16 protein-coding genes are annotated in these 17,019 nt (G+C 69.0%); 8 read left to right on the plus strand and 8 right to left on the minus strand.

All coding sequences use genetic code 11. The features are described from left to right. Positions 1-26 precede the first annotated feature (26 nt). The 8 genes from X946_RS28330 to X946_RS28365 form a co-directional block, all read right to left on the minus strand. Complete coding sequence (locus tag X946_RS28330) at positions 27-1,283, minus strand: pilus assembly protein TadG-related protein (protein WP_038755058.1); 1,257 nt, start codon at positions 1,281-1,283, stop codon at positions 27-29. Positions 1,284-1,308: 25 nt separating this feature from the next. Continuing rightward, positions 1,309-1,614 (minus strand): hypothetical protein, encoded by a 306-nt coding sequence (locus X946_RS28335; RefSeq protein WP_038755061.1) that lies wholly within the window; start codon positions 1,612-1,614, stop codon positions 1,309-1,311. 20 nt (positions 1,615-1,634) lie between these two features. Next, the gene (locus X946_RS28340) at positions 1,635-3,722 is read right to left on the minus strand and encodes a type II and III secretion system protein family protein (RefSeq protein ID WP_038755064.1); all 2,088 of its coding nucleotides are present in this window, start codon (positions 3,720-3,722) and stop codon (positions 1,635-1,637) included. Positions 3,723-3,835: 113 nt separating this feature from the next. Next, positions 3,836-4,684: a Flp pilus assembly protein CpaB gene (gene cpaB / locus X946_RS28345; RefSeq protein WP_038755067.1), complete on the minus strand. Its 849-nt coding sequence runs from the start codon at positions 4,682-4,684 to the stop codon at positions 3,836-3,838. A 45-nt stretch (positions 4,685-4,729) separates the two neighbouring features. Beyond that, positions 4,730-6,112 (minus strand): ATPase, encoded by a 1,383-nt coding sequence (locus X946_RS28350; protein WP_038755070.1) that lies wholly within the window; start codon positions 6,110-6,112, stop codon positions 4,730-4,732. 37 nt (positions 6,113-6,149) lie between these two features. Then, positions 6,150-6,689 (minus strand): A24 family peptidase, encoded by a 540-nt coding sequence (locus tag X946_RS28355; RefSeq protein ID WP_038755073.1) that lies wholly within the window; start codon positions 6,687-6,689, stop codon positions 6,150-6,152. Between the two features lie 91 nt (positions 6,690-6,780). Further along, complete coding sequence (locus tag X946_RS28360) at positions 6,781-6,927, minus strand: Flp family type IVb pilin (protein WP_038755076.1); 147 nt, start codon at positions 6,925-6,927, stop codon at positions 6,781-6,783. Between the two features lie 180 nt (positions 6,928-7,107). Continuing rightward, positions 7,108-7,278 carry a Flp family type IVb pilin gene (locus X946_RS28365; protein ID WP_038755079.1) on the minus strand — a complete coding sequence of 57 codons (171 nt, stop codon included), beginning with the start codon at positions 7,276-7,278 and terminating at the stop codon, positions 7,108-7,110. Between the two features lie 805 nt (positions 7,279-8,083). Here X946_RS28365 and X946_RS32745 point away from each other — a divergent pair. The 8 genes from X946_RS32745 (at position 8,084) to X946_RS28410 (ending at position 16,988) form a co-directional block, all read left to right on the plus strand. Then, positions 8,084-8,422, plus strand: coding sequence for a hypothetical protein (locus tag X946_RS32745; RefSeq protein WP_231752829.1), 339 nt, complete (start codon positions 8,084-8,086; stop codon positions 8,420-8,422). 50 nt (positions 8,423-8,472) lie between these two features. Beyond that, a complete protein-coding gene (locus X946_RS28370; protein WP_038755273.1) occupies positions 8,473-9,681 on the plus strand; it encodes a glycosyltransferase family 87 protein in 1,209 nt (402 codons plus the stop codon). Then, the gene (locus X946_RS28375; protein ID WP_038755082.1) at positions 9,678-11,099 is read left to right on the plus strand and encodes a glycosyltransferase family 87 protein; all 1,422 of its coding nucleotides are present in this window, start codon (positions 9,678-9,680) and stop codon (positions 11,097-11,099) included. Before X946_RS28370 ends, X946_RS28375 begins: the two co-directional genes overlap by 4 nt. Further along, positions 11,084-12,145 (plus strand): glycosyltransferase family 2 protein, encoded by a 1,062-nt coding sequence (locus X946_RS28380; RefSeq protein ID WP_038755085.1) that lies wholly within the window; start codon positions 11,084-11,086, stop codon positions 12,143-12,145. The genes X946_RS28375 and X946_RS28380 overlap by 16 nt, the downstream gene beginning before the upstream one ends. Before the next feature lie 16 nt (positions 12,146-12,161). Continuing rightward, positions 12,162-12,908, plus strand: coding sequence for a class I SAM-dependent methyltransferase (locus X946_RS28385; RefSeq protein WP_038755087.1), 747 nt, complete (start codon positions 12,162-12,164; stop codon positions 12,906-12,908). Next, complete coding sequence (locus tag X946_RS28390) at positions 12,905-13,291, plus strand: GtrA family protein (protein WP_038755090.1); 387 nt, start codon at positions 12,905-12,907, stop codon at positions 13,289-13,291. The genes X946_RS28385 and X946_RS28390 overlap by 4 nt, the downstream gene beginning before the upstream one ends. A 1,074-nt stretch (positions 13,292-14,365) precedes the next feature. After that, a complete protein-coding gene (locus tag X946_RS28405; protein WP_038755099.1) occupies positions 14,366-15,943 on the plus strand; it encodes an ABC transporter substrate-binding protein in 1,578 nt (525 codons plus the stop codon). A gap of 91 nt (positions 15,944-16,034) precedes the next feature. Beyond that, entirely contained in the window at positions 16,035-16,988 is a 954-nt protein-coding gene (locus tag X946_RS28410; RefSeq protein ID WP_038755101.1) for an ABC transporter permease, read from the plus strand. Positions 16,989-17,019: the final 31 nt, after the last annotated feature.

The raw sequence follows: 17,019 nt of genomic DNA on the forward strand, positions 1-17,019 counted from the left end.
CATGATCGTCTCGGTTGATCATGCGTTCATTGGAGCAGCACGGGCACTTGCGGGCCGACCGAGCTGCCGTTGCCGGGCGTGCCTTGCGTCGCGCACGGGCTGCCGGCCGCCGTCGACGAGCCGCGATATTCGAGGTGCACGGGGCTCGCGCTGCCGCCGGAGCCCATCGGGTCGAGCATCAGCACGCAGTCCCACGACAGCACGGGCGCGCTGTGGCCGTTCAGCAGCACCGAGCAGTCGACTTCCGGCGCGAGCGCGAGACGCCGGTCGGCGCCCGCCGGGTAGTAGCTCGCGTTGTACGAGCCGCCCGTGTTGATGCCGGTGATCAGGTCGCCCTGATAGCTCGTAAACGTCAGGCGCTTGCTGACGAAATCCGAGTACGCGCTGCTCTGCGCGGGCCACGTGGTCGCGTCGTACGCGTAGCCGGTGAAATCGGGCGTGCCGTACGACGGATTCTTGTACGGATTCGCGTAGATGCCGAAGCGGGTGTTGTATGCGTTCGTCGTCGCCGCCTTGTTGCCGGGCGTGCCGACCTGCGAGCCGGTCGCGGGCAGCGAGCAGTAGTTGCCCGTCAGCTCGTTGGCGATCGACGACGCGCTGTTCGATCCGTCGAGCGCCGACCAGCCGAAGTTGCCCGAGCCGAACGACGGCGGCGAGCCCGTCTTCGCGGCGAGCCAGTCGCCGATGTTGTACGACGCGCCGGCCACGGGCGGGCTCGTTTGCGTGCCGGCCTTGCAGATGAACACCGGGATCGCGCAGGTGGTCTGCGCGGCGCCGACGGTCGCGACGGCCGTCGCGGACACCGACGCGTTCGCGACGCTCACGCCCGGCACCATGTTGAGCGTCTGGATGAACCAGTTGACGATGCCCGTTCGCGACGTCGTGCACTTCACGTACTTGATCGACGACGGCGAGGCGATCGAGCTCTTCGGCTGGAACGGATTGCTGAGCGAATCGGTGAACGTGACGTTCGAGTTCGTCAGCATCTGAACGGGAAACTGCTCGAACAGCGCGTAGTTGAGGTGGCCGGCGGTGATGCCGGCCGCCTCCGGCACGGACAGGCTGATGGCGCCCGTCAGGTCGCGCGCCGCGGCGAGCGCGCACGCGTCAGCGCTGTTCTGCAGCTCGCTGCGCGTCACGTAGAGCTTGCCGAGATCCAGCGCGAGGCCGACGAAGCCGATCAGCACCGCGAGCATCAGCGCGACGAGAATCGACACGACGCCGCGCTGGCGGCGCCGCCCGCCGTGAAGGGCGGCGCCTGACGAGGAAGTGACGCGAGACATGACGGTCTCCCTGAGCGAATGGTGGTTATTGGCCGCCCGCCTTGCCGCCGCCGACGCCGATCACGAACGCGTTCGGCGTGGGCTCGATCTGCTGGAACGACCTGTCGTAGTTGTCGAGCGCGGCGGCGGCGGCGCGGCCGTCGACGCCGGCTGCCGACTTCGCGTGTTCGGCCGCGTGCGGATCGATGATCTGAGCCTGCATCACGGTGCGAACCGAGTCGCCGAAACGGCTGTCCCAGACGGGCGTGCTGGTCATGCAGCCGCCGAGCGAGGCGGCGAGCGACGCGGCGAGCACGAGGCGGCGCGTCAGCGTGAAGTAGTCGAGGTTCATGAGCGTCCCCTTGCGATGGTTCAGCGATCGAAGTCTTGCGCGATCGCGCCGGTGTTGGCGAGTTGTTGCGACGGCAGCGCGCCCTGGCGCTTCGCGGTCGCGCCGGCTGCGGCCGGCGCCGCGAGCGCGGCGGGTGCGGGCGATGCGGCGGCGGCGGGCACGGCGGGCACGGTGGCGGCGGCGTTGGGCGATGCGGCGCGCACGCCTTGACGCTGCGCGAGCGCGGCCGCGGCCGGCGTTGCGGGCGGCGGCGCCTGCACGGTCGCCGACGGGCGCGCCGGTGCCGGTGCGGGTGCCGCGGGCTTCGCCGGCTGCGCGGCATCGGGCGCGACGCTCGCCGGCGCGGCGGGCGGCGCGGCAGTCGCCGGCGCGGCGGCCGCAGGTGCCGCAGGTGCTGCAGGCGCAGCGGACGTGGCAGGCGCAGTGGACGTAGCGGGCGCGGCAGGCGCCGTGGCCGTCGGCGCGGCACCGGCGGGCGCGGCGCTCATCGGCGCGGCGTTCGCGGGAGCGGCGTTCGCCGGCGCGGTTGCGTGCTGGCGCAGTCCGCCGCGGCCTTCCATGTTGCCCGTCGCATAGACGTCGATTTCGTTCGGCTTCGTGAAGCTGTCGGTCGGCAGCGGCACGTCGGCGGTGTCGAGCGGCTTCACCAGGTGCGGCGTGATGACGAACACGAGCTCGGTGCGGTCCTGCTGGAACGACGTGCTGCGGAACAGCGCGCCGAGCACGGGCAGCTCGCCGATGCCGGGCAGCGCCTTGAGCGAGCCTTGCGCGTTGTCCTTGATGAGGCCGCCGATCGCGAACGTTTCGCCGTCGCCCATTTGCACGGTGGTCGACGCGCGCCGAGTCGTGATGAGCGGCAGGATCGACACGTTGCCCACGTTCGCCGCGGACAGCGTGACGCCCGTCGGCGACAGCTCGGACACCTCGGGCGCGACCTTCAGGCTGATCCGCCCGTTCGACAGCACCGTCGGCGTGAACTTCAGCCCGACGCCGAATTCCTCTTCCTGCAGCGTGATCGTGTTCGTGCCGATGCCGCTGCTTTGCGGAACCGGGATGAAGATCTTGCCGCCCGCGAGGAACGTCGCTTCCTGGCCGCTGATCGTGACGAGCTGCGGCTCGGCGAGGATCTTCACCGGCTGGTCGGTGTTCTGCGCGTCGATCGAGCCGTTCAGCGGCAGCTTGTTCGACTTGCTCGCCGAGATGCCGCTGCCCACGCCCGTGAGCAGGCTCGTCACGAGCGCGCCCGTCCACGAGCCGAAGCCGCCTTGGATGTTGACGGCCGATCCCATCTGGTTGATCAGCGTCTTCGATACCTCGGCGACCTTCACCTCGAGCATCACCTGCTGCGGCGACGTGACGGTCAGCATGTTGAGCACGTCGGCGCGCGGGCCGCCGCCGCCGTTGCCGTTGCCGTTGCCATTGGCGGCGGCGCCGGCGTTCGTGCGGTCGCTGTACGCCTTCGCGATCGCGACCGCCTGCTGCGCGGCCTGCGCGCTCGACACGTTGCCCGCGAGGACGATCGTGTCCGCCGCGGTCGACACGCGAATGTCGCGCTCGTGCGGCATCAGCTGGCGCAGCGACGCCTGCAGGCCGCCCGCGTCCGCGCCCACCGCGACGTCGATGATCTGGCACGCGCCGCTCTTGCCCTGGACGATCATGTTCGTCGTGCCGACGGACATGCCGACGAGATAGAGCGTGCGCGGCGACACCATCGTCGCCTGCGCGACGGCGGGATTGCCGATCGTGCGGTTGCGCACCGGCTCGTCGAGCGGCACGAGCAGCGACTTGCCGAGCGGCACGCTCACGCTGGTCGATTCGCGCATCTCGCCGACGCAGTTCGGGCCGCGCAGCGGCGCGGCGGCCGCCGCACCCGCGGCGCCGGCGACGGGCGCGGGCGCCATGCTGATCGTCATCTGCATCGGTCCGCGGCCGATCGCCATCGGCGCGGCCGAGGCGCCCTTCGCGATTGCGGCGTTCTCGACGGCGTCCTGCGCGGACGCGGCGAAGACGGTGAAGAGCCCGGCACAGCACGCGGCGGCGAGCGCCGCGCCGCGCACGACGCGCATGCGCGTCGGCGTCGGCCGGGAAAGTTGCGATTTGGTGTCCATTTCGTGTGGTCCCCCAGTGCCCGGCGCAGTGCGCCGGGTTTGACTATCGAAAGCTGCCGGAACGCAAGCGGGCAGCGGAAACGCCAGGCATCGTCAGTGCTTTGCCGCTTATGTCAGAAACATTCGACGCTGCCCGTCACGCCGGACAGCACGCCGACGCAGTCGCGGCCGGCCGCCGCGCGCGCATGCGCGACGACGACGCGCGTGCGCACGGTGCGCGGTTGCGCGGCGGGCGCCGCGACGGGCGCTGCCGCGGCCGCCGGCTGGCCGAGCAGCGTGTTCTTCGTCGCGCCGCCGGTGTTCAGCGCGTCCTTGTCGACCTGGTTGCGCAGCACGAGCGACAGCGTGCCGACGCTGCGCGCGAGGTCGAGCTTTTCCGCCTGGTCGGGCGTGACTTCGAGCGTGACCGCGTTGACGACCTTCGGTGCGGTGTCGTCGCGGCTCACTTGCTGCGCGACGGCGAGCACGAGGATCTTCTCGAGCACGATCTTCGAGATGCTCTGCTGCGGATCGGCCTTCGCCTGTTCCTGCGTGTTGACGATCACGTCGACGTAGTTGCCGGGCAGCGCGAAGCCCGCGACGCCGACGACATCGTTCACGCGCACGGTGATCGCGCGGTCTCCGGGGGCGATCACGGCGGACAGGCCGCCCTTCGTGCCGACGGGCGCGAGCTTCGAGCCGAGCACGGGCTCGCCGCGCGCGAGGCTCGTGCGCACGACGCGGCCTTCGAGCGACTTGACGTCGTTGAACGCGCCGGGCGGCACGCTCGCCGTCGGCCAGTTGACGATGCGCAGCTGGTTCGGGCCGAGCGGCTCGCCGAGGTTCACGTCGGTCGCGGCGACCGCGACGGGCGTGATGGCGCTGCTCGAGGTTTGCACGAGCCATCGCGAAGCGAAGGCGACGGCGGCCAGCCCCGCCAGGATGGCGATGGCGAGCATCGTGAATGCGCGACTGTTTTTCATGGCGGTACTCCTCGCTAGTCGTATCAAGAACCAATGGGCCGGACGCTACCAATCGCGATCCGCATCCGGCGGGGTGAGCGGCGGTTCGTCGGGCGCCGAGCCGAAGAAACTGCGCCACGCTTCGTGCAGCGCCTGCGGCGTGACCGTGGGCGTGTCGCCGCGATAGTGCACGGACGCCGCGACGAGCCGCAGCAGGTCGCCCGGATAGCACGCGAGAAACGGCATCCGCGCGGGCGCGTGCAGGCGTTGCAGCAGGTAGTCGAACGTCGATGCGTCCGAGTGCAGCGCGAGCGATGCGCAGCTCGCGTCGTACAGGTCGCGATAGCGGGCGACGGGCAGCGGCCCGACGTGCAGCTTCGAGCCGAGCCGGCGCAGGAACGCTTCGTCGCTGAACTGCGCGGGCGCGAGGTTGCTCGAGAACACCGGCCACACGTCGAACGGCATTTCGAGCCGCACGCCGCTCGCGAACGTCAGCTGATCGACGTTGCGATCGAGCGGCAGCAGCCAGCGGTTGAGCAGATCGCGCGGCGCGATGCGCTGGCGGCCGAGATCGTCGACGATGTAGAGGCCCATGTTCGCCTTCACGTGCGGCGGGGCCTGGTAGTAGCCCGTCGAGTCGTCCCGGCGCAGGTCGAGCTCGGCGAGCGTCAGCTCGCCGCCCGACAGCACGATGGGCCGGCGGCACAGGCGCCAGCGGCGGTCGCCGTTCGCGCTGTCGGTTGGGCGCGGCGCGTCGACGTGCGCGTGCGGATCATGAATCTTGATCACCTCGCCCGACGCATAGATCGCATACGGAATCGGCACGTTGCCGCGCAGCAGCGAGCCGAGGCGCTCGGCGAGATAGGTCTTGCCGCTGCCTGCGGGGCCGTAGATCAGCAGCGGGCGGCCCGCGTTCATCGACGCGGCCGCCGCGTCGAGCATCGACGGCTCGATCACGACGCCTTGGAACGCCGCGTGCGCGTCGGCGCGCGAAATCGTCACGTGCCGCACCGAATGCGCGGCGACGCTCGAGACGTACGCTTCGTGCGTGACGGGCGCCGGGCCGCAGTAGCTGTTGCGCGCTTTTTCCTCGAGCGCGAGCGCGCGGCCGAGGTCGGTCAGGCGCAGCGTCATGTCGATGTCGGACAGGCCGCGGTGCGTGACTTCGATCAGGCGCTCGCACGCGAGGAACGTCAGCACTTCGTCGAGCACGACGGGCGGCAGGCCGTGACGCTCGACGATTTCGGTGAGGCTCGAGCGTCCGTGCGCGAGCATCGATTTCAGCAGCAGCGCCGCGACGAAGGCTTCGTCCAGGCCGGTTTCCGCGAGCGTGCGCGGCGCGGCGGGCAGGCGCGCGGCGTGCCTTGCGCGGTATGCGCGCAGTGCGGATGGCTCCGGCAGATGGGCGATCTGCGCGTCATGCCGCGGTTCTGCTTGATCCAGGTTCATGGTCGCTCCAATCGTTGGGTGGGAGGCGGCATGCGCATCAGGCCGCCGCCGTGAACAGCACGCCGAGCGTGCCAATCGCGATCGCGACGCCGTACGGCAGCGTCCCGACCGAGTCGAACTCGGGTGCGGCGCGCGGCGCGGACGGATTGCGCAGCAGCGCCGCGCTCACGAGCAGATGACGCACGTTCGCGAGCAGCTTGCGGAACCGGCCGCGCTTGAGCACGACCGCGAGCGCCCATGCGCCGCCGACGACGAACGTCGCGAGCACGATGTGCAGCGCGAGCGAAGGGCCGACCCACGCGCCGATCGCGAGCATCAGCTTCACGTCGCCCGCGGCCATCCCGCGCACGAGGTAGAACGGCAGCAGCAGGCCGGCGCCCGTGGCCGCTCCGGCGAGCCACACGGCGAAGCCGGTGTGCGGGCCGGGCAGCCAGCACTGCGCGACGAGCGCGCCCACGAGGCCGAGCGCGATCAGTCGATTGGGAATGCGCCGGCTCGCCAGATCGATGCTGGCTGCTGCGATTGCAAGCAACGTCACGCAGAGCGGGATCGGTTGCGGCGGCAGGGCGGAGAACATTGAAGGCCTCGTGTCGTATTCGATCGTTCGATGAGCTGCTTCGGTGACGCCAGCCGGCATGCCGGACTGGCGCAACCAGGCGGGCTTGAGTTCACACATCCGAAGCGATAGTGCTGAACACCGACTGCAGATTGGTGCCGACGATCTGTACCGAGCCGATGATCACGATCGCGATGAGCGATGCGATCAGCGCGTATTCGATCGCGGACACCGCCGATTCGTCGCGCAGCCAATGCATGAAGGCATGGGCGGGTTGCGCGTCGATCCGGTGCGGACGGGTCGACTCCCGGCAAAAGGAATGGGTTCTCATGAATCGCTCCTCAGCGGTATCGAACGGAACATCTAAAGGAAACGAACGGAAGGGAAGCGACGGACGGCGAGTGGGGACATAGCCATCCGTCTTTCCGCCGACGCGCCCTTACAGATCGTTGCCGATCGTCGAGAAGACGGTGTTGAGGTTGGTACCGACCGTCTTCACCGCACCGATGATCACGATCGCGATCAGAGCAGCGATCAGGCCGTATTCGATGGCACTGACGCCGCCCTCGTCGCGAACGAACTGCTTCACGTATTGAACGAGGCTGGACATGACTCTCTCCTTTCGGATAACAAAAAAACCCCTTGCCATCGATGGCGCGGGACGTACAACGGGAACTGCTTCGACTACAAGGTGCTGCCGGAACTGCAAGGCACTACGGGTACTACGAGGCACTGCTGGTACTACAAGGCACTACGGGTGCTGCTGGCACGACAGGGCACTATAGGCACTGCAAGGCACTGCTAAAAAACGGGCCGCGGATCAGAACAGCCGCAGCGGGGCCTGCACGCGAATGCATGCGCCTGCGCGAGCGGAGCGATCGGCGGGATGAGGCTTGCCGGCGCGCGCGCATGAATCGATGCGCGCCGTGCGGCGCCAGCCTGGGAAAGTGCGGAACCGGCGGCCGTTGCGGCCGGCGGAGGGATAGCGGGAGACGGCGCAGGTGCGCGCCGTTTCACTGCTTGAGCGGCCGACGGGCCGCTGGACGGAATAAGTGGACATTGCCTTCACCCCGGTATTCACAACGAGCAATTTTTCCTGGCGCACGGCCGCAGCCGGCGCCCCGCTGGTCGAACGGCGACTGCCCTGTACACATCCGGCGCGGCACTTGCACTTGCATGCGTTGCACCGGATGCGACCCCGTGGGTGACGTCGGCGGATTCTGTCTGTTGATCTGGATGCCGTGAATCTTTCGATCGTCGCGTCGTCGTTTGCCGCGCAGGACATTTCGCAAGGAGTGGGCCAGCTTTCGGGAACGCACGGCGGGACAAGGACGAGCGGCTCACCGGTGTAACGCGGCGGGCATGACGCGGTGCAGAAGGTTTCGGATTTGATACACGCGAACGCGTGCCGGCGCGTGGCCGCCGCCCGCAAACGCCCGCCAGGCAAGGCCATAAAAATTTTGTCGGGATTTTCCCTGACCCGGCATTCCGTGAATCGGGCCGTGCCGGCCGACTTCGGCGGAGACGTCCGGCGAAGGAAAGTGTTTCAACGCCGAAACGCGGACGCCGCCGTTCGTCATTTTTCATGCGGAATTCGCTTTTTCAGGCTTGCGCGCGGCGATATCGCGCGCCGCCGCGATTTGCATCGACTCGCTTTTTTATCTATCAATGGAAACGCGACGACGTCATGCAAACAAGAACGCCGTCCGAATGAATCGATAAAAGAATTCGACGTGTTTAAACAAAACGCTTAATCACACATCGGGGCATCATGGATCTTGCGAATCGGGGAACATGCTTCGGCATGTTGCGTTCCAGCGGATGGCTGACCGGCGATCGCGTGCTCGCATACGGCGGCGCGACGCTGATTCTCAGCATCGCGCTGCTGGGCGCGTGGGGATGGACGACACACGGTTTCACCGCGAACACGACCGTGCGGCCCGGCATCGATTTCACGGTGTTCTGGAGCGGCTCGCACGTGATGCTGCACGGCGCGCCCGCGAGCGTCTACGACTATCCGGCGTTCTCGCGCGTCGAGGCGGCGCAGCTCGGCGCGTACGTGAACCGCAGCTTCCTGCCCTGGGTGTATCCGCCGACGCTGCTCGTGCTCGTCACGCCGCTCGCGCTGCTGCCTTATGTGCCGTCGCTGCTGCTCTTCTGCGCGCTCGGCCTCGCCGCCTATGCGAAGGGTGTCGGCGCGCTGTCGGGCTTGCGCGATCGGCTGGCGCGGCCGCGTCTCGCATCGTTCGCGATCCTGTCGTTTCCGGGCGTGCTCGTCGCCGCCGCGATCGGACAGAACTCGTTGCTGACGGCCGCGTGCGCGGCGCTTGCGGTGCGATCGCTCGCGAAGCGGCCGGCGATCGCGGGGCTTTGCATCAGCCTGCTCGCGGTCAAGCCGCAGATGGCGCTGCTGTTTCCGCTGCTGCTCGTCGCGACGCGCGCGTGGCGCGCGTTCTTCTTCGCCGCCGCCGGCACGCTGATCTTCGCGGCGGCGAGCGTCGCCGTTTGCGGCACGGCGTCCGTGCACGCGTTCCTGTCGGGCACGACGATGCTGCGCGAGCTCGTGCTCGAGCAAGGCACGCAATACTGGCTCGCGTCGCCCGCGCCGTTCTCGACGATGCGGCTCGCCGGCGCTTCGCTGCATGTCTCGTATGCGGTGCAGATCGCCATCGGCGCGCTCGCGGCGATGGCCGCGCTGAACGTGTGGCTGCGCACGAGCGACGCGCGCCTTCGCGCGGCGGTGCTTGCCGTCGCGACGCTGCTCGCGACGCCGTATCTGTGGCATTACGAACTCGCGTGGCTCGGCATCGCGCTGTTCTGCGTGCTCGCCTGCGCGCTCGATACCGGCTGGCTGCCCGGCGAGCAGCTGGTGCTCGTCGCCGGCTGGCTGCTGCCGTTCTTCGAGTTCTTCAATCGCGCGACCCGCTTTCCGCAGATCGGGCCCGTCGTGCTGCTCGCGGTGCTGCTGATCGTCGTGCGCCGCGCGCGGGCGATGCCGGGAGCCGCGCGATGAAAATGCATCCGCACGGCCATGCGCCGACGCGTCTCGACGTCGAGTGCCCGGAGCTGCCGGCGGCCGGGCCGCGCCGCCGTCCGCACTGGCTCGACGCGAAGCGGGTGCGCACCTATGCGATCGCGGCGCTCGTCTGCTATGCGGCGTTCGCAGGCGTCTGCGTGATGCGCTGGCTGTCCGGCGGACCGGACTCGCCGATGCCGCCGACGATGGACTTCGTGCCGACCTGGAGCGCCGCGTGGCTCGCGGTGCGCGGTCATGCGCTCGACGCTTGGCAATTCTCGACGCTGCATGCGGTCGAGCTGCACGCGGTGCCTTCGATGCGCGACATGCGCGGCGTGCTGTTGTGGCTGTATCCGCCGCAGACGCTGCTGCTCGTGTCGCCGCTCGGCTGGCTGCCGTATCCGGTCGCGGCGTTCGTGTGGATCGTCGGCACCGGCGCGCTGTTCGTCGCGACGGTGCGCGCGATCGTGCCGCGCCGTCTCGCGGCGCTCTGCGCGCTCGCGTTCCCCGGCACGTTCTTCGTTGCGCTCGTCGGCCAGAACAGCCTGCTGACGGCCGCGCTCGCGGGCTTCGGCCTCGTTGCGCTGCGCCGCCGCCCGGCGCTCGCCGGCTGTTGCTTCGGGCTCCTCGTCATCAAGCCGCAGCTCGCGCCGCTGTTTCCGCTCGCGCTGCTGTGCGCGTCGCAATGGCGCGCATTGCGCGCATGGGCCGTGACGGTCGCGCTCGTCCTGGCGCTCGGCACGCTCGCGTTCGGCTTCGGCGCGTGGACGGCGTTCGCGCACGCGGCCGCGTCCGTGATGCAGACGATCGGCGCCGGGCAGGCGCCGCTCGCGCGGATTCCGACGTTCTTCGCGTTGGCGACGTTCGCGGGGCTGTCGCCCGCCGCCGCGCAGCTGTTGCAGGCGTGCTCGATCGCGTTCGCGGCCGCCGCGGTGATCTATGCGTGGCGCGGCGCGTGCTCGCATGCGCTGCGCTCGGCCGCGCTCGTCTGCGCGAGCCTGCTCGTGAGCCCGTACCTGTACGACTACGACCTCGCGTGGTACGGGATCGTGATCGCGTGGGCCGTGCGCCACGCGCGCGCCGACGGCTGGCGTCCGCTCGAACGCGAAGGGCTCGCGTTGCTCGCGTGGATGCCGCTCGCGGGACTCTTCGCGGCCGGCCCGCTGCGGTTCCAGTTCCTGCCGCTCGTGACGGCGGGCGCGCTCGCGGCGATCGTGAGCCGCATCGCGCACGAGCGCCGCAGCGCACCGTGTCTGCCCGGCGACGAAGACGCGGCGGACGCGATCGATTCAGTTCGTTTCATGACGGCGCGCGGCGCATCGGACGCCGCCGCGCGGCACACGCGAGCGGCGCCGCCGCTGGCCGGCCGCGGTCGTTACGGGGATCAGGGAGAAACACCATGCGGGATCAAATAAACACACCGCTCATTTCGCTCGTCGTGCCGTTCTACAACGAAGGCGCTGCGGTCACGCGGTTCTTCGCGGAAGTCGTGCCGTTGATGGAGGCGATCGAATCGATCCGCTTCGAGATCGTCTGCGTGAACGACGGCAGCCGCGACGATACGCTCGATCAGCTCGTCGCCGTGAGCGCGCAGGACGCCCGGGTGCGCGTGATCGATCTGACGCGCAACTTCGGCAAGGAGGCCGCGCTGACGGCCGGCCTCGACGAATCGAACGGCGACGCCGTGATACCGATCGACGCGGACTTGCAGGACCCGCCGAGCCTCATTCCGGTGATGATCGAGCATTGGCGCGGCGGCGCCGAGGTGGTCGCGGCCAAGCGCAGCAACCGCGCGTGCGACACGTTCGCGAAGCGCACCGCGGCCGCGCTCTATTACCGCGTGCACAATGCGTTGTCCGAAGTGAAGCTGCCCGTCAACGTCGGCGATTTCCGGCTGATGGACCGGCAGGTCGTCAACGCGCTGCGCAGCCTGCCCGAACGCCGGCGCTTCATGAAGGGGCTGTTCGCGTGGGTCGGCTATCGGACCGTGATCGTCGAGTATCAACGCGAGGCGCGCTGCGCCGGGCATTCGAAGTTCTCCGGCTGGAAGCTCTGGAACTTCGCGCTCGAAGGAATCACGAGCTTCAGCACGGTGCCGCTGCGCAGTTGGACCTACATCGGGCTCGGGATCGCCGCGCTCGCGTTCCTGTACGGCGGCTTCATCGTCGCGCGCACGCTGTGGATGGGCAATCCGGTGCCGGGCTATGCTTCGCTGATCTCGGTGATGCTGTTCATCGGCGGGATCGAGCTTGTCGGCATCGGCGTGGTCGGCGAGTACATCGGCCGCATCTACTACGAATCGAAGGAACGGCCGATCTACCTCGTGCGCCGCCGCTATCAGGCGCGCACCAAGGTGAGCGCGCTGCCTGTCGGCAGCGCCGCGACGCGCGCCGCGCACGGCGCGCGGATCGATTTCGCGCGGCGGCGCGCGATGCCGCGCGCCCGCGCCGAGAGCCGCTGACGGACAGGAGGACGCCATGTCACCCGAAGCTTATCTGCAGATGGCCGCCACCGAATCCACGCACTGGTGGTTCCGCGCACGGCGCGACATCCTGCATGCGTTGCTCGCGAAGCTCGCGTTGCCGGCGGGCGCCCGCATACTCGAGATCGGCTCCGGCACGGGCGGCAATCTCGAGATGCTGGAGGAATTCGGCGCGGTGAGCGCGCTCGAGATGGACGACACCGCGCGCTCGATCGCGAACCGCCGAACCGGCTGGCGCTTCGACATTCGCGCGGGCCGCTGCCCGGACGACGTGCCGTTCGGCGACCAGCGCTTCGATCTGATCTGCTTCTTCGATTGCCTCGAGCACATCGAGGACGACGCGGCCGCGCTGCGCCGCGCGAGCGACCATCTCGCGCCGGGCGGCGCGATCGTCGTCACGGTGCCCGCGTATCAGTGGCTCTGGAGCGCGCACGACACGTTTCTCCATCACTACCGCCGCTACGACCGCGCGGCGCTCGAGCGCTGCGCGCAGGCGGCCGGCTGCAAGATCGTGCGAAGCTCGTATTTCAACACGCTGCTGTTTCCGGTCGCCGTCGCCGCGCGGATGACCGACCGGCTGCTGCATCGCGCGCGCTCGAGCGGCGACGCGATCGGGCCGCGCGCGGTCAACTCCGCGTTGTACCGCATCTTCCGCGCGGAACGCGGCTGGCTGCCGAAGCATTCGCTGCCGTTCGGCGTGTCGCTGTTCGCGGTCCTGACGAAGCACAGCGCGCCGCAATGAGCGCCGTCACCGACATCGGCGTGCGCGCGCGGCTCGTGCGCTTCGGCGTGTCCGGCGCGCTGTCCACCGCGCTGCACGCGGCGATCGCCGGCGCGCTGATGGGCGCGTTCGCCGCGACCGCGGTGCAGGCGAACGCGGTCGCGTTCGTCTGCGCGACGGGCGCGTCGTATCTGCTGAACACGTTGTGGAGCTTTTCGGCGCCGCTGCGCTGGCGCAACGTCGTGCGCTTCCTTGCGGTGTCGGCCGCGGGCCTGATGCTGACGATGGCGATCTCGCGCGGCGTGCAGGCGCTCGGCGTCGCGGCCGCGTGGAGCATCGCGGCCGTCGTCGCGCTCGTGCCGCCGTTGACGTTCGCGATGCATCGGCGCTGGACGTATCGCTGACGGCGGCGCATGCCGGTGCTGGAGGGGCGAGATCGCGCGAGAGGGCGCGCGCCGCTCACTGCCGGCGGCCGCCGAACAGCGTGGCGTCGGCGGTGTCGCGCGCGCCGCTCGCGAAAACGCCACGTCTGCCGCATCGATTGCCCTGCACGGCGCATTCGGCTGCGCACGCTCGCCGCCGCGCGTTCGTTCGTCCGCGGTTGCGCAGCTTTCGTCACCTTTCGTTCGCTTCTCCTCTCCTCCTTTCGATGCATTGCCGCGCGCACGCTCGCGAATGGGCCGGAGATCGGCTAACGCGCGCATTTGTCGTGCGCGAAGCGGCGTTGGATCGGGCCTTCGCGTCGCACGCGTTCGACGCAGCCGCGCGCGCCATCGGCGCCCGCTCTCGCCGCGACGCGCGGCGCGACGCAACGGCGGCGCGAACGAAGCCGAGCCGTTCGCGGCAGCTCGCGCGTGTGTGCCGTCGAAGCCGCTGCCGCCGCCGCTGCCGCCGCCGTCGCCGTCGCTGCCGTCGCCATCGGCGAATGCGAAGCGCGCGGCCGCCGCGCGCAGGCCCGAGCGGCGACGCGGCGCGCACCGCACGCGCGGCGTCGGGCGGCGCCTTCGCTCGCCCCGATGCTTCGGCCACTGGCACACCGAAGCGGCGCCCGCCTAGGACGATCTTCCCGTTTGCGCGGCGCTCGCCGCCGGGCGCGCGAATCGATGCGAAACGCATGGTCCGGCGCGCAAGAACGCGGCGGTTGTGCCGAATCGGCTTTTTTGTCGACGATTGCCGCGATGCGCGCCCCATTACGATTTCCACCAGGACGTGACGAGCCGAAACCGCGCCGCCGGGACGCCGTTCGCCGGCGGGTTTTCGCGGATGCGCAGCAAATCGTGCTGCGCGGACCACCCAAAACGGTCGAATCGTGTTGTCGAGGCGCGTCGAATCGCGACATTCGGCATTTTTTTCGATGCTTAAATCGTCTTGAAACGCGCATCGCGGGAACCGGCGCCAGCAGGCGGACCCGGGCCAAACGTCGGAACAAAAAAACTGCTGGACACCCAGGATCAACCTTCTTGTTAGGAGCTGTTCGGATGAGCGACGAAATCAAGCATGGCGGCTTCACGCGCCGCGACATGATGCGCGTGATGGCCGCGGGGGGCGTGTTGGCGACGGGCGCGGCGGGCGGGCTGCTGGCCGGCGCGCGATCCGCGTTCGCCGCTCCGGCGCCCAAGCGCGGCGGCAAGATCCGCGTCGCGTACGACGCGAGCTCGACCGCCGACACGCTCGATCCGGCGAAGGGCTCGACGGGCGCGGACTACATCCGCTGCTTCCTGTTCTACAGCGGCTTGACGCAGCTCGACGAGAGCCTCACGCCGCAGCCGAACATCGCCGAATCGGTGCAGACGAAGGATGCGAAGACCTGGGTCGTCAAGCTGCGCCGCGGCGTGACGTTCCACGACGGCAAGCCGCTCGCGCCCGCCGACGTCGTCTATTCGCTGACGCGCCACAAGAACGCGGCGACCGCGTCGAAGGTGAAGTCGCTCGCCGACCAGTTCGCCGACGTCAAGGCGACGGGCCCGAACGAGGTCACGCTCACGCTCGACAACGCGAACGCCGACCTGCCGGTGATTCTGGCGACGCCGCAGTTCGTGATCGTGAAGGACGGCACGACCGATTTCTCGCAGGCGATCGGCACGGGCCCGTACAAGCTGAAATCGTTCAAGCCGGGCGTGTCTACCGTCGGCGTGCGCAACGACGGCTACTGGAAATCGGGCGCGCCGTATCTCGACCAGATCGAGCTGATCGGCATCGGCGACGCGGCCGCGCGCGTGAACGCGCTGCTGTCGGGCGATGTGCAGCTCATCAACGGCGTCGATCCGCGCTCGACGCAGCGGGTTGCGTCGACGGCGGGCTTCGTGGTGAAGGAGACGAAGTCGGGCCTCTACACGGACTTGATCCTGCGCCGCGACAACGCGATGACGGGCAACATGGATTTCGTCAACGGGATGAAGTACCTGTTCGACCGCGAGCAGATCCGCTCGGCCGTGTTCCGCGGCTATTCGGTGATCGCGAACGATCAGCCGATTCCGCCCGGGCATCGCTACTTCAACGCGTCGCTGGCGCAGCGGCCGTTCGATCTCGACCGCGCGAAGTTCCATTTCCAGAAGGCGGGCGCGATCGGCACGACGCTGCCGCCGATCTACGCGACGACCGACGCGAACGGCTCGGTCGAGATGGCGGTGCTGCTGCAGCAGACGGCCGCGAAGATCGGCGTGAACCTGACGGTGAACCGCGTGCCCGCCGACGGCTACTGGTCGAACCACTGGATGAAGCATCCGATCGGCTTCGGCAGCATCAACCCGCGCTCGAGCGCCGACGTGCTGTTCACGCAGTTCTTCAAGTCGGATGCGACGTGGAACGAGTCGGGCTGGAAGAACCCGAAGTTCGACCAGTTGCTGCTCGCCGCGCGCTCGGAAACCGACGAGGCGAAGCGCAAGCAGATGTACGGCGAGATGCAGGCGCTCGTATCGGAGCAGGGCGGGATCGGCATTCCGGCGTTCATCAGCCTGCTCGATGCGCACGACAAGCGCCTGAAGGGGCTCGGCTCGATCCCGACGGGCGCGCTGATGGGCTTCCAGTTCGCCGAGCATGTCTGGTGGGAAGCGTGACGCGCGCGTGATGCGCACGTGATGGAGCCGGCATCGCCGGGCGCGCGTCGCTCCCGGGCCCGGCTCGCCGCATATCGAAGAGGCTTCGAGCATGAACCAGACCATAGTCGAATTGATCGGCAAGCGGATCGCGCTGACGGCGCTCACGCTGCTGATCGTGTCGGTGATCATCTTCGCGATCACGAACCTGCTGCCGGGCGACGCCGCGCAAGCGGCGCTCGGGCAGTCGGCGACGCCGGAGACGGTCGCCGCGCTGCGCCAGCAGTTCGGCCTCGATCAGCCGGTTCATCTGCGCTACGGCCACTGGCTCGCGCAGGTGCTGCACGGCGATTTCGGCAAGTCGCTGTCGAGCGGGCTGCCGGTCGCCGAGATGATCGACGGGCGGCTGCCGAAATCGCTGACGCTCGCCGCGATCACGACGGCGGTGTCGGTGCCGGTCGCGCTCGTGCTCGGCATCCTCGCGGCGGTGAAACGCGAGACCGTGATCGACCGGATCGTGAGCCTCGGCACGCTGTCGCTCGTCGCGACGCCCGAGTTCCTGATCGCGACGGTCGCGGTGCTCGTGCTCGCGGTCAAGCTGCACTGGCTGTCCGCGCTGTCGTACGGCGGCGAGATCGACAGCGTCGATCACTTCCTGCGCGCGTATGCGATGCCGGTGCTCACGCTGTGCGCGGTCGTGATCGCGCAGATGGCGCGGATGACGCGCGCGGCGGTGATCGAGCAGCTCGGCGCGTCGTACGTCGAGATGGCGATGCTCAAGGGCGCGAGCCCCGCGCGCGTCGTGCTGCGCCACGCGCTGCCGAACGCGATCGGCCCGATCGCGAATGCGGTTGCGCTGAGCCTGTCGTATCTGCTCGGCGGCGTGATCGTCGTCGAGACGATCTTCAACTACCCGGGCCTCGCGAGCCTGATGGTCGACGCGGTGTCGAACCGCGATTTCCCGCTCGTCCAAGCGTGCACGATGATCTTCTGCTCCGGCTATCTGGCGCTCGTGCTGCTCGCCGACCTGTGCTCGATCGTCTCGAATCCGAAGCTGCGGACATGACGACCCCCGAACCTCTTTCGACGGAGACGCG

The organism is Burkholderia sp. ABCPW 111, assembly GCF_000773065.1.
Taxonomy (GTDB): Bacteria; Pseudomonadota; Gammaproteobacteria; order Burkholderiales; family Burkholderiaceae; genus Burkholderia; species Burkholderia savannae.

What these genes read in the sequence shown, in the direction of transcription:
- X946_RS28365 (WP_038755079.1), bottom strand. Translation starts at nt 7,278, where the DNA reads ATGTCCAGCCTCGTTCAATACGTGAAGCAGTTCGTTCGCGACGAGGGC.
- X946_RS28385 (WP_038755087.1), top strand. Translation starts at nt 12,162, where the DNA reads ATGTCACCCGAAGCTTATCTGCAGATGGCCGCCACCGAATCCACGCAC.
- X946_RS28360 (WP_038755076.1), bottom strand. Translation starts at nt 6,927, where the DNA reads ATGCATTGGCTGCGCGACGAATCGGCGGTGTCCGCGATCGAATACGCG.
- X946_RS28390 (WP_038755090.1), top strand. Translation starts at nt 12,905, where the DNA reads ATGAGCGCCGTCACCGACATCGGCGTGCGCGCGCGGCTCGTGCGCTTC.
- X946_RS28350 (WP_038755070.1), bottom strand. Translation starts at nt 6,112, where the DNA reads ATGAACCTGGATCAAGCAGAACCGCGGCATGACGCGCAGATCGCCCAT.
- X946_RS28335 (WP_038755061.1), bottom strand. Translation starts at nt 1,614, where the DNA reads ATGAACCTCGACTACTTCACGCTGACGCGCCGCCTCGTGCTCGCCGCG.
- cpaB (WP_038755067.1), bottom strand. Translation starts at nt 4,684, where the DNA reads ATGAAAAACAGTCGCGCATTCACGATGCTCGCCATCGCCATCCTGGCG.
- X946_RS28410 (WP_038755101.1), top strand. Translation starts at nt 16,035, where the DNA reads ATGAACCAGACCATAGTCGAATTGATCGGCAAGCGGATCGCGCTGACG.
- X946_RS28375 (WP_038755082.1), top strand. Translation starts at nt 9,678, where the DNA reads ATGAAAATGCATCCGCACGGCCATGCGCCGACGCGTCTCGACGTCGAG.
- X946_RS28405 (WP_038755099.1), top strand. Translation starts at nt 14,366, where the DNA reads ATGAGCGACGAAATCAAGCATGGCGGCTTCACGCGCCGCGACATGATG.
- X946_RS28355 (WP_038755073.1), bottom strand. Translation starts at nt 6,689, where the DNA reads ATGTTCTCCGCCCTGCCGCCGCAACCGATCCCGCTCTGCGTGACGTTG.
- X946_RS28370 (WP_038755273.1), top strand. Translation starts at nt 8,473, where the DNA reads ATGTTGCGTTCCAGCGGATGGCTGACCGGCGATCGCGTGCTCGCATAC.
- X946_RS28330 (WP_038755058.1), bottom strand. Translation starts at nt 1,283, where the DNA reads ATGTCTCGCGTCACTTCCTCGTCAGGCGCCGCCCTTCACGGCGGGCGG.
- X946_RS28340 (WP_038755064.1), bottom strand. Translation starts at nt 3,722, where the DNA reads ATGGACACCAAATCGCAACTTTCCCGGCCGACGCCGACGCGCATGCGC.
- X946_RS28380 (WP_038755085.1), top strand. Translation starts at nt 11,084, where the DNA reads ATGCGGGATCAAATAAACACACCGCTCATTTCGCTCGTCGTGCCGTTC.